Genomic DNA, 19,651 nt, shown 5'->3' on the forward strand with positions numbered 1-19,651 from the left:
ATGGCCCATCGTTCGTGGTCCAGCCACGCACCGTTGATGTGCTGGAAGTTCTGGGCCCGCCTCGCCTTCGCCCAACACCCCACCACTTTCCCGCCACCACCGATAGGAGATCCGCCTTGCCCGAAGCACCAGCAGAGCCGTTCATGACGATCCGGCACACCATCACCGGCGAGATCACCACCACCGGCTACAACGCCGCCGCCCGGCGGATCCTGCTCCAGGCCGGCTTCGAAGAGACGCCAGGCTGCGCCTGCCGAGCGACGGAACCCGGTACGGAGCGGACGCACGGGCCCGCTCGGCAGCCAGCGAGCTGCTCGTCGCCGGCCATCCCCTGCACCTGGACCGAGCCCTCGGTCGGCCGGTGAGCGCCGACGGTACGCCCCGGTTGTCCCGGTCGCCGATGCCGGCACAGTCCGTGATCCCCTCCGCGAGCGGCCAGCCTCTCCAGCGCATCGCCAACCCAACCCGCACCCGCACCTGTTGAAGGGGCCTCGTTTTGACCACACCCGGAACGCCTACCAGTCCAGCGCGCACCAAGGGCGGCGAACTACGGGCCAAGGTGGCCCGACTGCTGGCCGACCGGCCGGCGGACACGCTCACCATCGGGGACATGGCCAGGCAGTTGGGCCACTCCCACGGCGCCGTCCGCAACGCCGCCCTCACCCTGGTGCGACGCGGCGAGGCCGACCAAGGCGGAACCGGACAACCGGAGTTCCGCGCGAACGCGAAAACCGCCGCAGCCGCGCAGACCGCTGTGATCAGCCCACCGGGCACCCACTCTCCCCGCGCCCAGACGACCACGGCCCGCACGACCACTCCCGCCGCAGCCACGCCCAGGCAGACCGGCCCGATCCGCCGCGCGGGGGGCCAGCTCTACCACCCGCGGGAGCTGGCCGATCTGCCCGACGTCGAGGCGTTGAATCGCTTGCGCGACGCCGACGTGCCGGTGCTGCTCTACGGCCCTCCGGGCACCGGCAAGACGAGTCTGGTCGAGGCGGCGTTCCCGGACCTGCTCACCGTCGCCGGTGACGGCGACACCACGGTCGGCGACTTGATCGGCGAGTACACACAGGACGACGCGGGAGCCTACGTCTTCCAGTACGGTCCGCTGGTCACCGCGATGACCGAGGGCCGCGCCCTGCTGATCGATGATGCCACCCTGATCTCGCCGAAGGTCCTGGCGGCGCTGTATCCCGCGATGGACGGGCGCAGGCAGATCCAGGTCAAGGCCCACAAGGGCGAGACCATCAAGGCCGAGCCGGGCTTCTACGTGGTGGCGGGCCACAATCCCGGCGTCCACGGCGCGGTGTTGACGGAGGCGCTCGCGAGCCGGTTCAGCGTGCAGATCCAGATCGGCACGGACTATGACCTCGCCCTGGCCTTGAGGATCGATGCACGGGTTGTCCGGGTCGCCCGACACCTCGCCCACCAGGTCGAACTCGGCGAGCTGGGCTGGGCCCCCCAACTGCGGGAACTGCTCAGCTACCAGAAGACCGAGGCCGTCCTCGGCACCAAAGCCGCGCTCGCGAACCTCGTCGGCATCGCTCCTGTGGAGGATCGCGACGCCGTCGCCGCCGCCGTCATCAAGGCTGTCGGCGTCAAGAAGATCGCGCCCCTCACCCTCGGCAAGCAGCTCTCCGCCTCGGCCGTCCGGCAGCCCCCGGGCAGCACCGGCTCCGCGCACCGGGGCCGCTCGCGATGAGCGCCCACCACCACGTCCAGTCCCCTGCCACCACGCCGGACGACGACGCCGACCTCGCGCGCTGGGACGACGACGGCGCCCCGCCCGCGCAACCCCGTTCCTCGCCGGACGCGTGGCTGCGCGTGGGAGCCGAACTCGGCGATCGCCTGGTCGCCCTCTCCGGCCGCCAGGACCTCGTCGTCACCTGCCGCCCCGGCACGCGCAGCGGCGCACCGGCCGCGTTCTTCCCCACTCTGGGCGAGGTCGAGTTCGACGCCGGCCTGTTCGCCCCGCTGAAGCCCCACGAGATCCATCCGCGGATTGTGGGCGACGAGGAGCGCTATCCCGCCGCCTGGGGAGTGTTCGTCCACGAGGCCGCGCACGCGGCCCACTCCGTCTGGACACAGCCTGCCGGAGCGGACCCCCGTGTCGTCGAGGCCGCGCTCCTGCTGGAAGAGAGCCGTGTCGAAGGCGCACACCTGATCACGCGGCCCTCGGACCGCACGTACCTGCGCACCAGTGCCCGAACGCTGGTCATGCCCGACATCGCCCACCCCACTCTCCAGGGCATCGAGCACGCCGCCGCCGTGGCGGCCCTGATCCTCGGCCGCCGTGACGTCGGCATCCTGGACGCCGGCGAGACCCGGGCCGTCGCCGATCTGTGCGAAAAGGTGCTGGGCGCAAACCTGCTAGCCACACTCACCCGCATCTGGACCACAGCCCACCAGTGCGCCGACCACGACGCCACGACCATGCTCGCGCACGCTCAAAAATGGTGCGACGCTCTGGACACCGCGGCCCCCGCCCTGCCCGTACCGGAGAACCTCACCGATCTGCTGTCCGGCGCCGTGGGGGTCGTCATGGACAGCACGGCAGCCACCGACGCCGCCGACCTCGCGGCACAGGCCGCAGCGACCAACGCCATGGCCGCGCAGTCCAAGGCGCAGGCTCAGGACCGCGCGCAGCGGGCCGGCCGGCGACGCAAAGCCGCCGCCACCGCCAAGTCGGTCTTCAACGCCCGTGGCACCACCGTCACCCCCGACGGCACACCGGCGCCCTCCGGCAACCCGGTCACCGGCAGCCGCAGGCCCACCGCCGCCGAGCAGAGTGCCGCCGCGCGCCTGAGCCGCGCCCTGCGTGCCGCCGCCTACCGCGAGCGGACCGAGGAGCGGACCACCAGCCCCACCCCGCCCGGCCGCCTCAACATGCGCGCGGCCCTCGCCCGCGACGCTCAGCGCGCGGCCGGGTCGGTCCCCACCGCGGAACCGTTCACCCACACCCGCCGCCGGAACTCCCCCACCCCACCGCTGCGTGTGGGTATCGCCGTCGACGTCTCCGGCTCCATGCGTGCCGCCTGCGCGCCCGTCGCGTCCGCTGCCTGGATCATGGCACGCGCAGCAGCCCTGACCGACCCCGACTCCCTTACCGCCACCATCGCCTATGACAGGCACCTGACCGCATTGACCCGACCCACCCACCGAGCACCTGAGCGCGTGACGACGTTCGACGCCAACGGCGGCCACCACAACCTCGGCGACGCCATCGACGCACTCGACCACAGCCTCGAGCTCAGCCGCCCCGGCGCCGGCCGCCTCCTCGTGATCGTCACCGACGCCCGGTACGGCAGCGACGAAACCGCTCAAGCCGTCACCCGCGTCAAGCAGCTCACGACCGCCGGCTGCGCCGTACTCCAACTCACCCTCACCGCCAAGTCCCAGCACCTGCCGGGGACCACCTTGCTGCACCTGCCCCGGCCCTCCAGCGCTCCCGTCGCCATCGCCAAGGCGGCCACAGACGCCATCCGCAGGACACGCTGAGACGACGCAGAAGGCGGAAGCGTCCCCGAGACCACCGCCAAGCACTCCAGGCCACCTCCGCCCGCCGCATGAATCGTGCATCTGATGCACGACCCTCCGCAACGACGCAGGCCACCACCCCAACCGCCAACGAAAGGCACTCGATTTGAAGCCCCAGACCAGCAGCCCGACCTCGAACGTAACGCCCACCAAACGGAATTCCCCGGGGGTCCAGAAGACCTGGACCGTCGTCCACGCCTGTGGACACGAAATCACGCATGCCCTGTCTGACCGTCCCGCCGACCGACGCGCCGGATTCGCCCGCTGGCTCACCGAACGCGACTGCACCGAATGCTGGAAGGCCGCCCGCGACGGCGACAGCGCCGGCAAGGAGGAGTGGCTGGCCGCCAAGCGAATCGAAGAAACAGCAGGCCGCTACCGTGTGGGCCGAGCAGTTCGAGATGCCGCCGCTGGAGGGCACCGAACGTGCCCAAGGCTGGGGCGAGCGCTCCCGCCACCAGCTGGTCACCCGCGCATACGCCGCCCTGGTCACCGAGGGCACCTGGGACGAGACCGACTGGACCGTCCTGGAGGAGAAGGTCCGTACCGTCACCAGGGCCGGATGGTGGATCGACCAGCGCGATGCCGAGGGCACCGATTTGCCCGAACTCCTCGACGCCGCAACCGAGAACGACCGCGGCACCGAGAACCCATACCGGTAGCCGACCAGCGGTTATACCCGACGATCCCCGGTTATCGAAACCGGGGATCCTCCGGAGCATTGACCTTCCACCGCCACCCCGTGCCGCTCGTGGAAGGACCCCTGCTGTGCCCGACGCTCCCGGCCCCTCGCACATACCAGCCGCTTGGAGACCGTCCCTGGAGCCGCTGACCGCCCAACGGGACATCACCCACGCCCACTTCGCCCCTGGCGACACCGTTGTGATCCCCACCGGCGTCGCCGACGGCAGGCTGTCGGGCGACGTCATGACGATCGTCGCTCCTTCGTGGCACCTGCCGACGGACGAGGACGGCTGGCGGCTGCGCAACCCCAGGGGCGGCGAGCGCACCTTCATCACCGCCCACCCCCGCTACATGATCCACCTCTCCCGCCACTGCCCCGACTGCCTGATCTTCCGACGCGCCCTGGAGGACTACGTCCTGCGCAAGGTGCCCGTCGGGAGCGGGTCCTTCGACTGCGGCTGGTACTCGCTCACCCACCTCAACCAGCTCGTCCACCTCGCCGACGCCCGAGGTGGCCGGTGACTCTCCCCAACCGCCGCCCCGGAAGGGCCCTGACCCTGCTGCGTGCCGGTGCCGAAGCCGCCTCGGCCATCCCGGCGCCCCACTGGCCCGCGCAGCTGGCCGCCAATCTGAGCGAACTCGACGCGACCTGGCAGGAATCCGCGCAGCTGTGCGCCGACGCCGCGTGGACCGCACGGGCCTCCGGCCACAGCGTGCTGGGCCTCCTGCACCCCGATGACACCCTCGCGCCCGGGCCGGACCCGATCACGACTACGGCGTATCGGCATCTGTACCTGAGCTCCCTGCGCTACGACTTCCGCTGCCCCACCCTCGCCCTGCTCGTCGAGCAGCTCTCGGCGCAGGAACGAGAGGGCCTGGACTGCTACAGCCGTGCCCTGTACGCCTTCGCCCTGCTGGGGCAGTCCCGGTCCGAGGGCCTCCCCCTCATGCAGCAGGTTCTCGACGACGCCGGCGACCACGTCAAGACGTTGCATGTGCTGCTGCACGGACTGTGGCTCGGCCACGATCTGCCCGGGCGTGAGGAGCGCACGCTGCAGATCCTCGGCCGGCCGCCGTTCGCCTCGCGCACCGACCCGATCGCCCTGTTCCGTGAGGCCGGCGCCCTGCGCGGGCTCGGCGAGTATCAGGCCGCTCTGGAGTCGATCGACCGTGCACTGGACCTGCTGCCGCCTGGCGACGTATCCGTCCACGCCGACCTCGTCCGCGAACGCTCCCTGATCGCCTCGGCCCGCGACGTCCAGCGCCTCGTCGGCCGCCACGCGGAAGCAGGCCCGGAATGATCCCTCGCGTACACACCCGCAGCCCGTACGCCACGGAAGCGCTGACCGAGGCCCTCGGACGTCCCGTGTCCGATCAGGAGGGACTGACCGGGCACACGGTGGTCGCCCACTGGCCGGGCCTGGCCCCTGTCGCCCCTGACGACGAGCAGCAGCTCTGGACATCGCAGGATTGGGCGGACCACCTGGACACGCCGTCGTGGGAGTACCCCCGCGCCACGAGTCCCCGGAAGGACCGATTCGCCATCTGGCACGCCGACGTGCGTCTCGCCCTCGGCGACCGCCAGCTCACCGGCCCGGAGTGGTCCGAGATCGCGCACCGGCTCGCTCGCGCCGTCGGCATCGCCACGCCCGGCGACACGCGGAGCTGCCGCTGGATCGCAGTGCAGGCTCAGCCCCGGCGCCTCGATCTGATCGCCAACCTCATCCTTCCCAACGGCACGTGGACTTCCCAGCCCGGCCTGCTCCTCCGGCTGGCGGCGGAGTGCCGGCGGCTGGAGACGGCCCTCAGCCTCCTTGGGCCCTTGCCTGCCCGGTCCTCGCCGCACGCCGCCGCTCTCCCGGCCGCCGTGCACTCGGCTGCCGAGACGACGGGGCAGCTTGCCGAGCTGCTGCACCAGCTCGCCGATGAGGCCACCGGGCCGCTGGTCACCGGGCGCGGCCTCGTCGAGTACGCGGCGCACCGTCTCGGCGCCCTTCCCCACGCCTACGGTCCCGCCATGGAACACCAGCTGGGATGGATCGCCCGCCGCCTGTACGGCATCCAGCAGGACCTCGACGCCGTTGTCGCAGACCTGGCTGCCACGCCTGACCGGACAGCTCAGCCACCCGCGCTGCCTGTCCCGCGGCCTCCGACCGCATCTGCTCGTACTCGTTCAACTCCCTAGAAAGTTCCTGCCCCTTTGGCCCTGGCCGACCGTCTGTTGACTCTCCGGCGCAATGTTCATTCCGGCGAAGTCCTTGCCCGCGGAGGAGATCCCGAAGCCCACAGCATCCTGGAGCGCACCGGGTTCGTCCTCGTCGCCCGGCTCCACGAGCGCTACCACCGCCTGCCCGCCTCGACGAGGCCGAGAAGCAGCGGATCGCCACCCGCGCGGTAGCCCGGCTGCGTGCGGTGAACTACCACGTCGACTGCGACGAGGCGTTCGACACCGACCACCGGGAACCGTACTACCGGCCCCTCGGCGCCCAGGTCGCACACCTCGCCGATCGTCTCCGCGAGGCGACCACGACCGACGAGGCCGCCGACATCCTCACCGAGTTGACCGCCACCCACGACGGCATCCTGACCGCCCTCGGCGACGTACTCGTCGCGGCAGCCGACTTCTTCGAAGGACTCGGCCAACCTTCCGACCAGTACACCGCCCGGCGTCTGCGCTACCTCGCCGAGGAACGGTTGCGGATCGTCCGGTCCGACCTCGCGCACACCCGCACCGACCTCGTCGGCCGGCACACGCCCCACCCCGGCCGGCGGCCGTGCACGGCCGAGACCGGCCCCGGCGAGACGGAAGCCTCCGCCGTCTGCGCCTGCCCGCCACCCCGCATCCCCACCAGCCTCAGTCCCCTCCCCACCGCGCCGGTCCCCACCAGCCGCCGGAGATGACCCTCCTGTCCCTTCCCGAGGAGACCTTTGCACGCCCCCGATGACTCTCTCGCCTCCTTCGCCGCCGTCCTCGCCGGCGAACTGCCCGGCCAGTGGAGCAGCCAGTACCACCCCGACCGCGGAGATAACGACCACGACGAACTGGCCGTCGATGTCTGGGACATGGACCAGGTCGCCGATGCCATGGCCGAGTACAGCCTCGACCACTGCGCGGTCCTGACCCGGCACGTGGACGGCACGCGGCTGTTCGTCATGGACCGCAAGGGCCACGACGACGGCTTCCTCATCGCCGCCATGGCGCCCAAGGACCTGCCCATCGAGGCGTTCCGCGACGTTCGCGAGCCCGACGGCATCGCCGTCGACGCGGACCCCTTCCACGCCGCCAAGCACGTCCGGCTGCGCCTGCTGCCCCGCTACGACCAGGCCCTCGCCCAGGTACGGGACAACGCCTCCCGCCTTGCTGCGGACCTGGCCGACGAGCAGCGCGTCGTGATGACCTGGTCCGGCGAGGACCTCGTCGTCGCCAAGCCCGATCGCGACGACATCGCCCGGGCCCTGACCGAATACGGCTTCACCTTCGACACAAGCCGGAACGTGTTTGTACTGTCCGACGGCGACTCAGCCCGGGTGGCCGCGTCCGTCCGCGCAGCCGGCCACCGTCTGTCCGAGCTGGGTGTCGGCGTCCTCCTGTCCCGCCCGACAGGCCGGGCCGCGCTGGACATCACACCTGCCCAGCGGCCCGCCCCGCCGACTCCAGCCCCGCACCGAACCCGGTGACAGGCCGGGCCCCTGGTGGCGCGCCGGAGTTCTTCGTCCTCAGCTACATCACCATCACCCGCGATCCGCGCACGCAGCTCGTCGTCGCCATCGGCGGCGACGAACCCGCGGCCGGCATTCTCCAGACGGCCGGAGGATTCATCGACGCCCCCGGCCCTCGCGGCCCCTATCACCGCCAGCCCCACACCATGGCTGTCGACGAGCAGCGCACCGGCGCCACCGCCGCGGCCCTGGCTTTGCTACAGGCTGGCTACAGCGTCCACCTCGACCCCGCCCTCAACACCCTGAGCAGGCGGGACGAGGACCGGGAGGCCGCCCACCGCTACCTGGACCACCTCGCCGAACGCGCCCGCAACGCCAGCGGCGGCCACGAACTGGCCTCCATCCTCACCGAGATCGTCGCTCCCGACGACGGTGTGCTGCCCCGCCTGCGCGACATCCTGGTGTCTCTCTGGACGCGTTGGGACGACCGCCTCCACGACGCCGGACGCCCAGCGGCCCCCGCCGAGCAGCTGATCGACACGGTCAACGGCCTGTCCCGCCACGCCCAGCGGCTCCAAGACATCCGCAACCAGGCCGCCCGAATCCCGGCATCTGCTCCATCCCCCGGCACCACGGCCAAGCCCGTCCCCGCGGCGCCCGGCCGGAGCCGCTGACCGCCCCTCTTCCGCCATAGGAGCATCCACCCGATGGGTAACCGTGCCGCCGACGAAGGCACCGACGTCGAGATCTACCGCAAGCCCCTGACCGACACCGTCCACGCCGACACCCCCACCGGCGCCCCCGAACAACTCCTTGCCCTGCTCGACCGGCTCGGCTTCGAACGCAATACCGTCTCGCCCGCAGGCACCGCGGGCCCGACCTACGCCTGGCACGAGGCCCCGAGCCACATCAGCGAGGACGAGAAGAGGCGACTGGCCACCCGCGCCGTCCCCCCACTGCTCGCGGCCGGATACGTGGTCCACATCCCCGACTACCTCTTCGACCAAGCCGCCTACCTCAGCGCCGCAGACGAACTCCGCACCCAGCGAGCGGCACCGGCCACCGCTTCGCCCGCGACGACCGCCCGGCCCCGCCGTACGCGTGGCTGAATCACCCCCGCCCTCGGCCCGTCCCACAGGAGTCCACGCCCCGGTGCCCCAACGTCCGCCGCAGGCCGTCCCGTATGTCCTGGCCGCGCCCGGCTACCTCGCCGGCGGCGGCGACTGGGAACACCTGACCGAACTGCTGCTGCACGGCCACGGCTGGCGCAACGTGTCCACAATCGGCCAGCACACCGCCCTGGCCAGCCCCGACGGACGCCTCCACGTCATCCTCAACCGACGCGCGGACTGGACCTGGACCCTGCACGCCACCACCCCTGACGGGCAGGACTGGGCAGTGCTCCTCGGCGCGCACATACCCGTCGAGTACATCACCGCCATGGTCAACGCCCTGCTCCAGCCACCGCCCACCGGCGACCGGGCGGTCCTCGACCCGTTGCGTGCAGCGGGCTGGACCGAGCAGGCCACCAGTCCCGGGGCCTCGGCCGTGTCACCGGACGGCCTGGTCCACTTCACCGAGGAACCCGCTCACCCCAGCGCACCAAGACCCTGGCGCGCCGCCTGCACCGTCAACGGGTACCGGTGGTGGACAGCCACCTTCAGCACCCGCACCCCGCCCGACATCGTCACCGCGTTCACCCGCAGCCTCGCCAGCGACGATCCGCTGCCGCGGATGGCCATCGGAACACCTCTGTACGGCTGCGGGCCCTACACCCGTCTCACCCCGACACCACACACGTATGAAGACGAGCAGGCGCTGCTCAAGGCCCGGATCGCCGACGTCCGCAGCCGCCGCGTCACCGGCCCAGGCACCGCCACACCGCCGCCGAACCCCATCGGACGCACGCCGGCCACCCGCACGCGGTGAGCCTCACCCCTCTCGTCGACGTGCACCGCACCACCCCGTTCAGGAGATTTCCGTACCCCGCACCTCCCCTCGCCCCACGCCACCGCCGATCACCGCCGAGCGCCGGCCTCGTCTGGCCGTCTTCCTCTTCCGCCGCTACCTGCGCGCCTGCATCGTGCGCGCCCCCGCCCAGGCCCATCAGCTTGCCGGAGGGCGGCCCGAGGCCGCGCTGGATGAATCCCGGCGCCTCGGCCACCACACCTGACCCCCACCCGTCTGCCTCCAGGAGGCCCGTGACCGACCCGCCCCTCCACTCCGTCCCCCACGCCCGCGCGATCGCCGAACAGCTCGGCCAGCTCACCAGGCAGCTCGCGCTCGCCCCACCGCGCGAGGCCGCCCACATCCTCGCCACCGTCCTCGACCGCGACGTCGGCATCCTCGGCCACTTCACCCAACTGATGGCCACCGGCTCCCAGTTCGCCAAACGCACCTCCGAGCAAGACATCCTCCCGCCCGAGGTCTGGCTCGCTGTCGGCCGCGCCGCCAACGAACTCCACGACATCGGCCTCGACCTCGACGAACACACTGAAGCCCTCGACGCCCTCGCCAGCGCCGTGGCACCAGCTCCCACGACAGCGCCGAAACCGGTGCCGACCGCCATGGTCGTGAGGAGACGCCGGTGAGCAGGAAACAGTGGACCGGCTGGCGCACACCACGCGCCGGAGGCGAACAGGCCGAGCAGCACTACCTCATCGAACCCCGTCATCTCGCCGGCGGCGGCAACCTCGGCCACGTCACCGAGTTCCTGCGCGCCTCCGGCTGGAAGGACTCCTCCCACCAAGGCGGCCCGTTCGTCTTCGACAGCCCCGACCGCACGATCCGTATCGGCTACGACCCGCACACCCAGCCTGGCGGCTGGACCATCTCCGGCAAGGCCGCCGGTGCTCAGCCGGCGTGGCATGCCACCTTCGGCCGGCAGACCCCGGTGGAGATCGTGGCCGGCGTCACCGACGCCCTCACCCGCCCCCGCTCCGCACACGCACCCAACGCCTGGGCTCCGCTGGAGCAACAGGGCTGGACCAGTGAGCGCGGCGAGGACCAGTCGTTCACCGCCGTCCATCCCGGCCGCGACACCTGGCTGCAGTACCGTCCCGGCGAGCGCGGCCAGGACCTGTGGTGGGCCGGGGCCCGCACGGAACACGGGCAGACCTGGGACGCGGTGTTCACCCCCACCACCCCGCTGCATCTCATCGAGGCATTCGCCACGGCGCTGGCCGACCCGCAACCGGTGATGCGACCGCGCGGACATGTCCCGCCCACGAGCCGGGTCCGCACCACGTCCGTCTCGGTGCTGCCCTCCCAGCTCTCCGCCTGGCAGCAGGCCCGTATCACCGCCGCCCGCGCCGCTACCTGGGCCCGCTTCGCCACCACCGGCGCCCGCAAGCCGTCCCGCACCGCGGGCCCGTACGCCACCGCCGGTGGCCGACGCCGCTGACCCGCCTCGGGCAGCCCTCGCCAGGCGCCCGTTTCCCACCCCCACGCACGAGGAAGTTATGACCGACCTGACCTTTGACGACGCCCTCACCACCGAAGATATCCACAGGGCTGTCCACAGCCTGGCCCGGCTCACCGACCATCTGCGCACCGGCCCGGAGAACACCGAAGCCGCCGCTCTGCTCGCCCCGCTCGTCCACGCCGCCCCCGCCCTCATCGACACCGTCGCCCAGGTCCTGCGTGAGGTCTCCCGGCTCCTGGCCCAGCACGCCGACGTCCCGTGGGACGCGACCGTGACCGACCTGGTGCGCGAGTATCTCGACGCCGCCACGGCCGTCGATCAGCTGCGCAACCCGCTCAGCAAGACACTGAGCCTGCTGGAACAGGCCCCGATCCGTACCGTGCACGGCGATGGCGGGGGGAGCGGTCCATGCCGGTGACCGAGCGACAGTTGGCCGGCTTCCGACGCGACCACGAGTCGACGATCCTGCATTCCACCAGTCCCCGGCACCTCGCGGGTCCCGGTGACGCCCGCCACGTCACCCACGCCCTGCTCGCCGCCGGCTGGACCATCACCTCCGACCCGGCTTCCCCCGAGACTGAGGTCACCAGCCCCGACCTGCAGGCCCGGCTGCAAGCCGCACCCCAGTTCAACCCGTCCGGCAGCTGGTGGCGCCTCACGGTCGAGCCGCCCAACTCCCGTAGTTGGTATGCCTCGTTCACCCAGCAGGTCCCGGCCGAGATCCTGGCCGGACTCACCGACACGCTCCTCACCCCTGCCCCTGCGGACCGGCCCGATCCGTGGGACCTCTTCCGCACAGCGGGCTGGAGCGTCACCCAGAGCGAGAACGGAACCGGCTTCGAGGCCCGCTCGCTCGACCGGCGGGTGGTCGTTGAATACAGCCGCCCCTACGACGACGAGATCTCCTCCTCGTTCTCCTGGCGGATCCGCACCCGGGAGTACCCCGCCGAAGCCGCCGAGTCCGCTTTCGACGGTCGCCCTGTCTGGAGCGGCTGGCTCGACGGACACGCCCCCGCGCAGGCCATCGCCGGCTTCATCGCCGCCTTGACCAGCGCCGAACCGCTGCTGCGCGGCTGGGGCCGGCACAACTGGCACCACGACGTCCAGCACGAGCGAACCAGCCGGACCGGCACGGATGTCGCCGACGCTCACCAGCAGCGCCTCAAGCACGTCCAGGCCCAGGTCCGCGCCGCGCGACGCCGTCAGCGGCTGGACACCGCCCCCTCCTCGGCTTACGTCGGCGCCTCCAACTCCTCGGCGGCTCGCACCCGATGACTGATGAAAGACCCCCTGTGGCCTCCCCACCCTCCCCTCCGAGCGTCATCCACCAGCAGCGCCTCGACCAGCTCGCCGCGTTCCTCCACACCGGCGAACAGATCCTCGCCGCGTGGGACGCCTACTCCGAGGAGCACACCGACCCCGACAGCTGGCCGTACGACGACGAGTCCTACGGGCGGCGCGCCGCCCGCCGCGACGCCGACACGTGGGTCGCCGCCGCACAGATCCGCCCCTTCGCCCGCGAGCTGGTCTCCACCGCCGAAGTCCAGCTCCAGCAGCTCCCCGCCCGGGCCGTCCAGTCCCACTGGCCGTGGCACCTGGCGGGCGCCGAAGACGCCCTCGACCAGCTCGACGCCTTCGAGGAGGACTATCGCGCCCGCCTCGACGACCTGCCGCCCTCCGCCCGGCCGGGGACAGAGGCATACGACGACCTCATCGACGCCCGCAACGCAGAGGCATGGCACGCGCTCAACGAGCTGGCCCTGCACGCCCCCGTGATCCTCGCCATTCACACGACGACCCAACGCACCCCGCCTCGTCTGGAGGCCGTCGCACCTCGACCCGCTCCAACGGCTCCCGCTGCCGCGACGCCCGTGGCACGGAGGTGAGCCGCATGCGTTTCCTGCCTCACGATGCGGCCGACGAACTCCTCGTCACCCCACCCTGCCTGGCCGGGGGCGGGGACCCGCGCTGGGTCACCGTGGCCCTCCACCAGGCCGGGGGATGGCGCTACAACCACACCCCGCTCTCCCCGATCGTCCATCTGGTCCGGCCCGACCAGCAGGCCGAGCTGAGCCTGTACCCGGACCCGGACGAGCCGTGGTGGACGATCCTCCACGCCCCCACCGACGAACAACCCGCCTGGTACGCCCGGTTCGGGGCGCGCATCCCGGTGGAGATCCTCGCCGCGTTCACCGACGCCCTCACCGAGCCCGCCCCCGAAGCGGCGGCGAGTGATCCCTTCGAGATCCTGTACGCGGCCCGCTGGCTGGAACACTCCGACGTCTCGGCCTCGTCCCCCGACAGCCCCGTCCGGGTCGAGCGCGCCGACCAGGGGCAAGGCAGCTGGTTCGTCACCACCTCCCTGCCCGGCGACCCCGACACGGTGATCTGGCGCGCCCACCTCGGCGCCGACACCCCGCTCCACCTGGTCGCCGCCTTCACCAGCGCCCTCACCGACCCCGCACCGCTGCGCCGCGACCCGCTCGCCCTCCCCTTCCAGACTCGTCCCCACCTGCGGACGGCCCCCGCGCCGACGGGCCCGCCGGACGGGCTGGATCCGCTGGAGCAGCGCGTCCAAGACCTCGCCGCCCGCCGCCGGCGTGGCGCGCCCTCGCTGCCGCCGCGTCGGCCGCAGCCGCCACCGCGCCGTACGCGCTGACCCGGCCACACCCCTCACTCCGGAATCCTGCCCTTGCCCCACGCCTCCCCCGCCTCCTCCAGCAGCGACGGCTACGACATCGCCTTCAAGGTGCTCCTCGGCGCCCTCGCGATCGCCGTCCCCCTGTCCAACCTCGCCTGGCTGTGCGGCAACCTCGCCGCCTGGGCCACCCACTCCGGTCCCTGGGCGCCGTACCAGCCCATCAACGCCCTCCTGCACCCCGACCAGCTCTGGCCCACCGCCGGAGAAACGACCCTGCTCATCGGTGCCCGCATCATCCCCGTCACCGTGATGATCGCCCTCGTCCTCACCGCCGCAGTAGTCTGGTCACGGCACAAGAACTCCGGCAGTGGCCGGAAGAAGAAGATCGCCGGCATGGCCAAGGCGAAGGACATCGAGCCGCTGATGGCCCGGGCGATCACCGCCAAGGCCCGCTCCCTGCGCCCCAGCCTGAAGGACGCCAAGCACATCGATGCCGCCGACACCGGCATCCTCCTCGGCAACCTCCAGGGCAGCCGCCACGAGGTCCGCATGGGGTACGAGGACGTCGCCGTCGCCATCATGGCGCCCCGCTCCGGCAAGACCACCTCGCTCGCGATCCCCTCAATCCTCGCCGCACCCGGCCCCGTCCTGCTGACCTCCAACAAGGCCGCCGGCGACGCTTACACCGCCACCCTCGACGCACGGCAGAGGACCGGCCGGACGTGGTCGATGGACCCGCAGCAGATCGCCCACGCCGAACGGGAGATGTGGTGGAACCCGCTCGCCGACGCCAGGACCCTCGACGGCGCAGGCCGTCTGGCCGGCCACTTCCTCGCCGCGTCCGTGGACGCCAGCCAGCAGGGCGACTTCTGGTCCAAGGCCGGCAGCAACATCCTGTCGCAGCTGTTCCTCGCCGCGGCTCTCGACGAACGGCCCATCACCGACGTCATGCAGTGGCTGGCCTTCCCCGCCGACCGCACCCCTCTCGACATCCTGCGCGACCACCAGTTCACCGCGGTGGCCGCCCAGCTCAAGGGCACCGTCGAAGGACCGCCCGAAACCCGGGACGGCATCTACGAAACTGCCCGACAGTACGCCGCGGCCCTCCTCAACAGCGATATCGCGGCGTGGGTCACCCCGCAGAAGGACGTGTCCGAGTTCCGGCCGTCGGAGTTCGTCTCGTCCACGGACACTCTGTACCTGCTGTCGAAGGACGGTGGGGGCGGCGCCAGTGCCCTGATCGCGGCGTGCGCGGACTCCGTCATGCGCGCGGCGACCGCGCAGGCCGAGCGCGCCGGCGGACGGCTCGACCCGCCGATGCTCGCGATCCTCGACGAGGCCGCCAACGTCTGCAAGATCTCCGATCTGCCCGACCTGTACAGCCACTTGGGCTCGCGCGGCATCATCCCCATCACGATCCTGCAGTCCTACCGCCAGGGCCAGAAAGTCTGGGGCGACGCGGGCATGGACGCCATGTGGTCCGCGAGCACCGTCAAGGTGATCGGCTCCGGCATCGACGATCCCGACTTCGCCGACAAACTCTCCCGCCTCATCGGCGACCACGACGTGGAGACCACCTCGACCTCCATCTCCGACTCGGGCAAGTCGACCTCCGTGTCGATGCGGCAGGAACGGATCCTTGCCGCGGACGCGATCCGCGCCCTGCCCAAGGGCACCGCCCTGTGCTTCGCCACCGGCATGCGCGCCGCCATGCTCGACCTGCGCCCCTGGTACGCGGAGCCCGACGCCGACGCACTGACTGCCGCCTCCGCCCGCGCATCGAAGGCCATCACCGCCCGCGCCATCGCCAAGCACGCCCCGCAGCAAAGCGACTACGGCCCCGCCGCCTGACCACCCACCAACGCCCGAGCACCCCACCGGGCTGCCCCACTTACCCAGCCACCGGGATGACCGATAGCCATCACCGACCACCACGACGTCTTCATCGGCTCGACCGATGACGGATGGACGTTCGCCGTCCTCAACCGCCCCATCCGCAACGCCGCGCGCATCCTTACCGCAGCAGGCTTCACAGCCCGCCAGCACCAGGGCCGCACCCTCTACCTCCTGCCGCCCGGGACCGCCGAGGACGCGCATGAGCGCGCCGGCGTCGCCTTCTACGGGCTCCTGTCCCACACCACGGACCTCGTCGACCTCGCCTGGACCACGCGCTACCCCCGCACCACCGACGCCGAGCCCGAGGCCACCATGCGCTTCCGCAACGGCACTGTCACCGCCACCGCGGTCACCGACCGGGCCAGGGGTGTCCTCATCCAGCACGGCTTCACCTCGACGAAGGCAACGCGGGAGTACACACTTCCCGCCGAGTTCGGTGAATCCGACGCCGTGGGTGCGGTGGTCTGTGCCGAGTCCCACCTCTACACGCTCGGCGCCAGCGTGCGCGTCGACCTCGGGATCCCGACCCTCCAGGACATCCCGCCCGCGCCCTCCCGCCGTCCAGCCACGCCCGCGACACCTTCCCCGGACCCGGCCCACCGACGCAGCCGCTGACCACCAAGCCCCTCGGCCCTCACCCGGAGCAGCACCATTCCCCAGATCGACCTGCAAACCGAGATCGCCCAACTGCGGCAACTCGGCAGCGCCTTCGAGGACTTGCACAGCGAAGTCCGCTCACTCACCCTCACACCCGGCACCGACGCCCGGCAGCAGCTCACGTCGAAGATCCTGGCCACGAACGAGCTGGTCCAACAGGCCATGGAACGCCTGGCCGCCCTCGACGCCAGCCAGTACGCCGCCGTACCCGGCAGCCGCCCGTCCCTGGAAGCGCTCACCTCCGTCGTCTTCGCCGCCAGCATCGCCGCATCCAACTTGGCCAGCGCGCTGGAGGCCAACCCTCTGGAGGGCGCCGCGTTCCCCGGCCCGCCGGCCGATGAAGCCGCCGTGCGCACGGCACGGCACGCGGAAGCCGTCCCCGCCATGGCGGAGCACCTCGCGGACGCCGCCCACCAGCTCGACCTGGCCTACACCGGCTGCTACTACCTCGCCAGCGGCATCACCCGGGACCTGAAACAGCACGCCGAACAGCAGCAGGAGACACCCGTGCCGGAGATCACGGCCAGCCAGTACGCCGTCCTCGCCCGGCTGTCCGCAGGAGGCGGCACCCGTTACGTAATCAGCCGACACGGCGTGCTCAAGGCCATCGACAAGGACCGGGCAACCGTGAACGTCGCCACCCTCAACGCCCTGATCAAGCAAGGACTCGTCGAGGTGGACACCACGACACCCCTGCACCAGGGCCAGCGCCTCGACGTCACCGCCGACGGCCGGCGTGCCCTCGCCCAGCACAAGCCCACCACGGTTGCCGCCCGAGCAGCGGCCGTGATGCCTCCTGCCACGAAGCAGGGAGCGGGCCGCAGACGGTGAGCTTCACCCCGACGGACCGCGTCCTGGCCTCCCCGCGCCACCTGGCCGGCGGCGGACTGGACCGGATCGGCGACACGCTCGGTCCGTTGATCCACCTGTTCGGCTGGAACTACACGCACGACGCCTTCAGCGACCAGCTGCGTGCCGACGGATCTTTGCCCTCATCGGTATCGACGCAGGACCAAGCTCCAGCCATCGCCGCCACGCCCACCGCTACGCCGCCCTGGGCACGCCACCGCTAATCGTCTCGGCGCCCAAAGGCCAGCGGTACGGGGCTGAACGCCCGGCCCCCTCGGAGTCTCGGGGCCCCGGTACCTGCCTACACCCCGCTCACAGCGACAAGCGCAGTGCGGTGTCCAACAGCTGTCTCCGCCGCCCTCAGCGCACGGCTGCCCCTCCAGCGATCCCACCTTCCGGAGTCCACGCCCATGTCCCATCCGCCTTCTGTCACGGAGGTGTTGTCCGTCTCCGCCGCGGACGGCACACCCCTGGCCGTCTACCGCGATACGCCTGTGCGCCCGCGTCGCGACGGCGCGACGGTCGTCCTCGTGCACGGCGCGTCCGTCACCGCCGACTTGTGGCGGCTGCACACCCGGCACCTGACCGGTCTGGGCCTGGGCGTCCTGCGCTACGACCAGCGTGCGCACGGCCACACCTCCCGAGGCCGGGCACCGCTGACGGTCGAACAGCTCGCCGACGACCTGCACCAGATCGTGACCCGTCTCGTCCCCACCGGACCGCTCGTGCTCGCCGGCCACTCCCTGGGCGCCCTGGTCCTGCAGGAACTCACCGCCCTGCACCCCCAACACCTGACCCGCGTACGGGGCATGGTGCTGCTGTCTCCCACCGCACGCGGTGCGACGGTGCTGCCCGGCCGCGGCCCGTGCGCCTGGCTGCTGGCCGCCGGACGCAGCCTCGCTGCCCTGACCTGCGCCCACGCACCTCGCACGGTGGATCTCCTGCGCCGGCGGCTGCCCCCACGCACCCCCACAGCCTCGCCCCACGCCCCAACCGGTCTGCCCACGGGCCACCGCCGTGCCGCCACGGCGTCCGCCACACCGCGACCGGTGATCTCGCCGCCCTGTGGCAGTCCCTGCGCGACTACAAGCCGCGCGACCTCACCGTCCTGAGCCAGCTCGGCGACCGGCTGCTGCTCATGGCGGGAGCCGACGACCGGCACATCCCCGCCGCCCACACCAAGCAGCTGGCCGCCCACCTCCCGGCCGCCGCACTGGACGTCCTCCCCCGCACCACACACGCCCTGCCCATCCGCCACGCCGCCCTCATCAGCGCCCGCATCGCCCGCATCGCCGCCGAACCGGGCCGGCCCCATCACCCCCAGGACCATCTATTTCCAAGCTCCCCGCCTTCCACGCGATTTCACTAGGCGCCGGAATTCAATCCAGCACCATGCTCGCCCTGTCCGCCGAAGGAATCCTCCCCAAGGTCGACTACGCCATTTTCGCCGACACCGGCTGGGAACCCAAAGCCGTCTATTCCCACCTCGACCGCCTCGAACAGGAAATCGCCACCCCTGCAGGCATACCCATCCTGCGCGTCACCGCAGGAAACATCCGAGACGACGCCCTAGATCCCGAACACCGCTTCGCATCCATGCCGCTGCACATCCTCAACCAGGACGGGAAACAGGGCATGACCAGGCGCCAGTGCACCGGTGAATACAAGATCAAACCGATCAAGAAGAAGGTCCGGGAACTCCTCGGCTACCCCTACCCCCAGCGCATCCCCAAGGATATATTCGTCGAACAGTGGGTCGGCATCTCGACGGATGAATTTCACCGGGCCAAGGACGCCGACGTCAAGTACATGCGCAACCGGCATCCACTCATAGACCTCGGCTGGTCACGCGCAGACTGCATCCGCTATTTGACCTCTATTGGCCTGGCAGACACGCCGAAATCGAGCTGCCTCGGTTGTCCATTCCATGGAAACGCGCAGTGGAGGAATATCCGGGACAGCAGTCCGGAGGAATGGGCGGACGTGGTCGCGTTCGACGCAGACATCCGCCAGGGCAACGCCCGCGCGAACGCCTCCGGGAACCGGCTGCTGGGCCAGGCGTTCCTGCACCGCTCCCGTGTCCCGCTCGACCAAGCCCCCATCGACCACGTCACCGCCGCGGAGTGGGCTGCGCGCCAGCAGGAACTCGACGATGGTGCCGCCACGGTGGAGGAGCTGGAGAACGGCGTACTCGACGGCTGCTCTCCCTGGGCCTGCCGCGGAGCCTCCGAGTACGAGCCGGTACAGGACGACTTCGGACTGGCCTCGTGAGGAGGGTCATCCTCGATCTGTTCGCCGGGCCT

Annotated in this window: 24 protein-coding genes and 1 pseudogene; all 25 read left to right on the forward strand. The window is 71.3% G+C overall.

Annotated elements, in window-relative coordinates; all coding sequences use genetic code 11:
- Positions 1–143: 143 nt before the first annotated feature.
- Complete coding sequence (locus SGFS_RS10165; RefSeq protein WP_016572176.1) at positions 144–365, forward strand: hypothetical protein; 222 nt, start codon at positions 144–146, stop codon at positions 363–365.
- Between the two features lie 194 nt (positions 366–559).
- Positions 560–1,702: an AAA family ATPase gene (locus SGFS_RS10170; protein WP_286259878.1), complete on the forward strand. Its 1,143-nt coding sequence runs from the start codon at positions 560–562 to the stop codon at positions 1,700–1,702.
- Positions 1,699–3,498, forward strand: a complete 1,800-nt coding sequence (locus tag SGFS_RS10175) for a vWA domain-containing protein (protein WP_286249475.1) — start codon at positions 1,699–1,701, stop codon at positions 3,496–3,498. The genes SGFS_RS10170 and SGFS_RS10175 overlap by 4 nt, the downstream gene beginning before the upstream one ends.
- Positions 3,499–3,748: 250 nt before the next feature.
- Positions 3,749–4,199: pseudogene (locus SGFS_RS10180) on the forward strand (hypothetical protein).
- Positions 4,200–4,305: 106 nt separating this feature from the next.
- Positions 4,306–4,743 carry a hypothetical protein gene (locus SGFS_RS10185; protein WP_286249476.1) on the forward strand — a complete coding sequence of 146 codons (438 nt, stop codon included), beginning with the start codon at positions 4,306–4,308 and terminating at the stop codon, positions 4,741–4,743.
- Positions 4,740–5,522 carry a hypothetical protein gene (locus SGFS_RS10190; RefSeq protein ID WP_286249477.1) on the forward strand — a complete coding sequence of 261 codons (783 nt, stop codon included), beginning with the start codon at positions 4,740–4,742 and terminating at the stop codon, positions 5,520–5,522. The genes SGFS_RS10185 and SGFS_RS10190 overlap by 4 nt, the downstream gene beginning before the upstream one ends.
- Positions 5,519–6,406 carry a hypothetical protein gene (locus SGFS_RS10195; protein ID WP_286249478.1) on the forward strand — a complete coding sequence of 296 codons (888 nt, stop codon included), beginning with the start codon at positions 5,519–5,521 and terminating at the stop codon, positions 6,404–6,406. Before SGFS_RS10190 ends, SGFS_RS10195 begins: the two co-directional genes overlap by 4 nt.
- Before the next feature lie 227 nt (positions 6,407–6,633).
- Positions 6,634–7,122, forward strand: coding sequence for a hypothetical protein (locus SGFS_RS10200; protein ID WP_286249479.1), 489 nt, complete (start codon positions 6,634–6,636; stop codon positions 7,120–7,122).
- Between the two features lie 27 nt (positions 7,123–7,149).
- Positions 7,150–7,899 carry a hypothetical protein gene (locus SGFS_RS10205; protein ID WP_286249480.1) on the forward strand — a complete coding sequence of 250 codons (750 nt, stop codon included), beginning with the start codon at positions 7,150–7,152 and terminating at the stop codon, positions 7,897–7,899.
- The gene (locus SGFS_RS10210) at positions 7,896–8,555 is read left to right on the forward strand and encodes a hypothetical protein (RefSeq protein WP_286249481.1); all 660 of its coding nucleotides are present in this window, start codon (positions 7,896–7,898) and stop codon (positions 8,553–8,555) included. Before SGFS_RS10205 ends, SGFS_RS10210 begins: the two co-directional genes overlap by 4 nt.
- Positions 8,556–8,588: 33 nt before the next feature.
- On the forward strand, positions 8,589–8,990 hold the full coding sequence (locus SGFS_RS10215; protein ID WP_286249482.1) for a hypothetical protein: 402 nt from the start codon (positions 8,589–8,591) through the stop codon (positions 8,988–8,990).
- A gap of 43 nt (positions 8,991–9,033) precedes the next feature.
- Positions 9,034–9,810 (forward strand): SPDY domain-containing protein, encoded by a 777-nt coding sequence (locus SGFS_RS10220; RefSeq protein WP_286249483.1) that lies wholly within the window; start codon positions 9,034–9,036, stop codon positions 9,808–9,810.
- A gap of 272 nt (positions 9,811–10,082) precedes the next feature.
- Positions 10,083–10,472 (forward strand): hypothetical protein, encoded by a 390-nt coding sequence (locus tag SGFS_RS10225; protein ID WP_286249484.1) that lies wholly within the window; start codon positions 10,083–10,085, stop codon positions 10,470–10,472.
- Positions 10,469–11,284, forward strand: coding sequence for an SPDY domain-containing protein (locus SGFS_RS10230; RefSeq protein WP_286249485.1), 816 nt, complete (start codon positions 10,469–10,471; stop codon positions 11,282–11,284). The genes SGFS_RS10225 and SGFS_RS10230 overlap by 4 nt, the downstream gene beginning before the upstream one ends.
- Positions 11,285–11,342: 58 nt before the next feature.
- Entirely contained in the window at positions 11,343–11,723 is a 381-nt protein-coding gene (locus SGFS_RS10235) for a hypothetical protein (RefSeq protein ID WP_286249486.1), read from the forward strand.
- On the forward strand, positions 11,714–12,580 hold the full coding sequence (locus SGFS_RS10240; RefSeq protein ID WP_286249487.1) for an SPDY domain-containing protein: 867 nt from the start codon (positions 11,714–11,716) through the stop codon (positions 12,578–12,580). Before SGFS_RS10235 ends, SGFS_RS10240 begins: the two co-directional genes overlap by 10 nt.
- A 17-nt stretch (positions 12,581–12,597) precedes the next feature.
- On the forward strand, positions 12,598–13,191 hold the full coding sequence (locus tag SGFS_RS10245; protein ID WP_286249488.1) for a hypothetical protein: 594 nt from the start codon (positions 12,598–12,600) through the stop codon (positions 13,189–13,191).
- Between the two features lie 5 nt (positions 13,192–13,196).
- Entirely contained in the window at positions 13,197–13,964 is a 768-nt protein-coding gene (locus tag SGFS_RS10250) for an SPDY domain-containing protein (protein ID WP_286249489.1), read from the forward strand.
- 33 nt (positions 13,965–13,997) lie between these two features.
- Positions 13,998–15,797, forward strand: a complete 1,800-nt coding sequence (locus tag SGFS_RS10255) for a type IV secretory system conjugative DNA transfer family protein (protein WP_286249490.1) — start codon at positions 13,998–14,000, stop codon at positions 15,795–15,797.
- A 357-nt stretch (positions 15,798–16,154) separates the two neighbouring features.
- Complete coding sequence (locus SGFS_RS10260; RefSeq protein ID WP_286249491.1) at positions 16,155–16,457, forward strand: hypothetical protein; 303 nt, start codon at positions 16,155–16,157, stop codon at positions 16,455–16,457.
- Between the two features lie 102 nt (positions 16,458–16,559).
- Positions 16,560–17,330 (forward strand): hypothetical protein, encoded by a 771-nt coding sequence (locus SGFS_RS10265; protein WP_286249492.1) that lies wholly within the window; start codon positions 16,560–16,562, stop codon positions 17,328–17,330.
- Positions 17,327–17,572 carry a hypothetical protein gene (locus tag SGFS_RS10270; protein ID WP_286249493.1) on the forward strand — a complete coding sequence of 82 codons (246 nt, stop codon included), beginning with the start codon at positions 17,327–17,329 and terminating at the stop codon, positions 17,570–17,572. Before SGFS_RS10265 ends, SGFS_RS10270 begins: the two co-directional genes overlap by 4 nt.
- 186 nt (positions 17,573–17,758) lie before the next feature.
- Positions 17,759–18,460, forward strand: coding sequence for an alpha/beta hydrolase (locus SGFS_RS10275; protein ID WP_286249494.1), 702 nt, complete (start codon positions 17,759–17,761; stop codon positions 18,458–18,460).
- 26 nt (positions 18,461–18,486) lie between these two features.
- The gene (locus tag SGFS_RS10280; protein ID WP_286249495.1) at positions 18,487–18,717 is read left to right on the forward strand and encodes a hypothetical protein; all 231 of its coding nucleotides are present in this window, start codon (positions 18,487–18,489) and stop codon (positions 18,715–18,717) included.
- Between the two features lie 23 nt (positions 18,718–18,740).
- Positions 18,741–19,619 carry an adenine nucleotide alpha hydrolase family protein gene (locus tag SGFS_RS10285; protein WP_286249496.1) on the forward strand — a complete coding sequence of 293 codons (879 nt, stop codon included), beginning with the start codon at positions 18,741–18,743 and terminating at the stop codon, positions 19,617–19,619.
- Positions 19,620–19,651 lie beyond the last annotated feature (32 nt).

The organism is Streptomyces graminofaciens (genome assembly GCF_030294945.1).
Lineage (GTDB): Bacteria > Actinomycetota > Actinomycetes > Streptomycetales > Streptomycetaceae > Streptomyces > Streptomyces graminofaciens.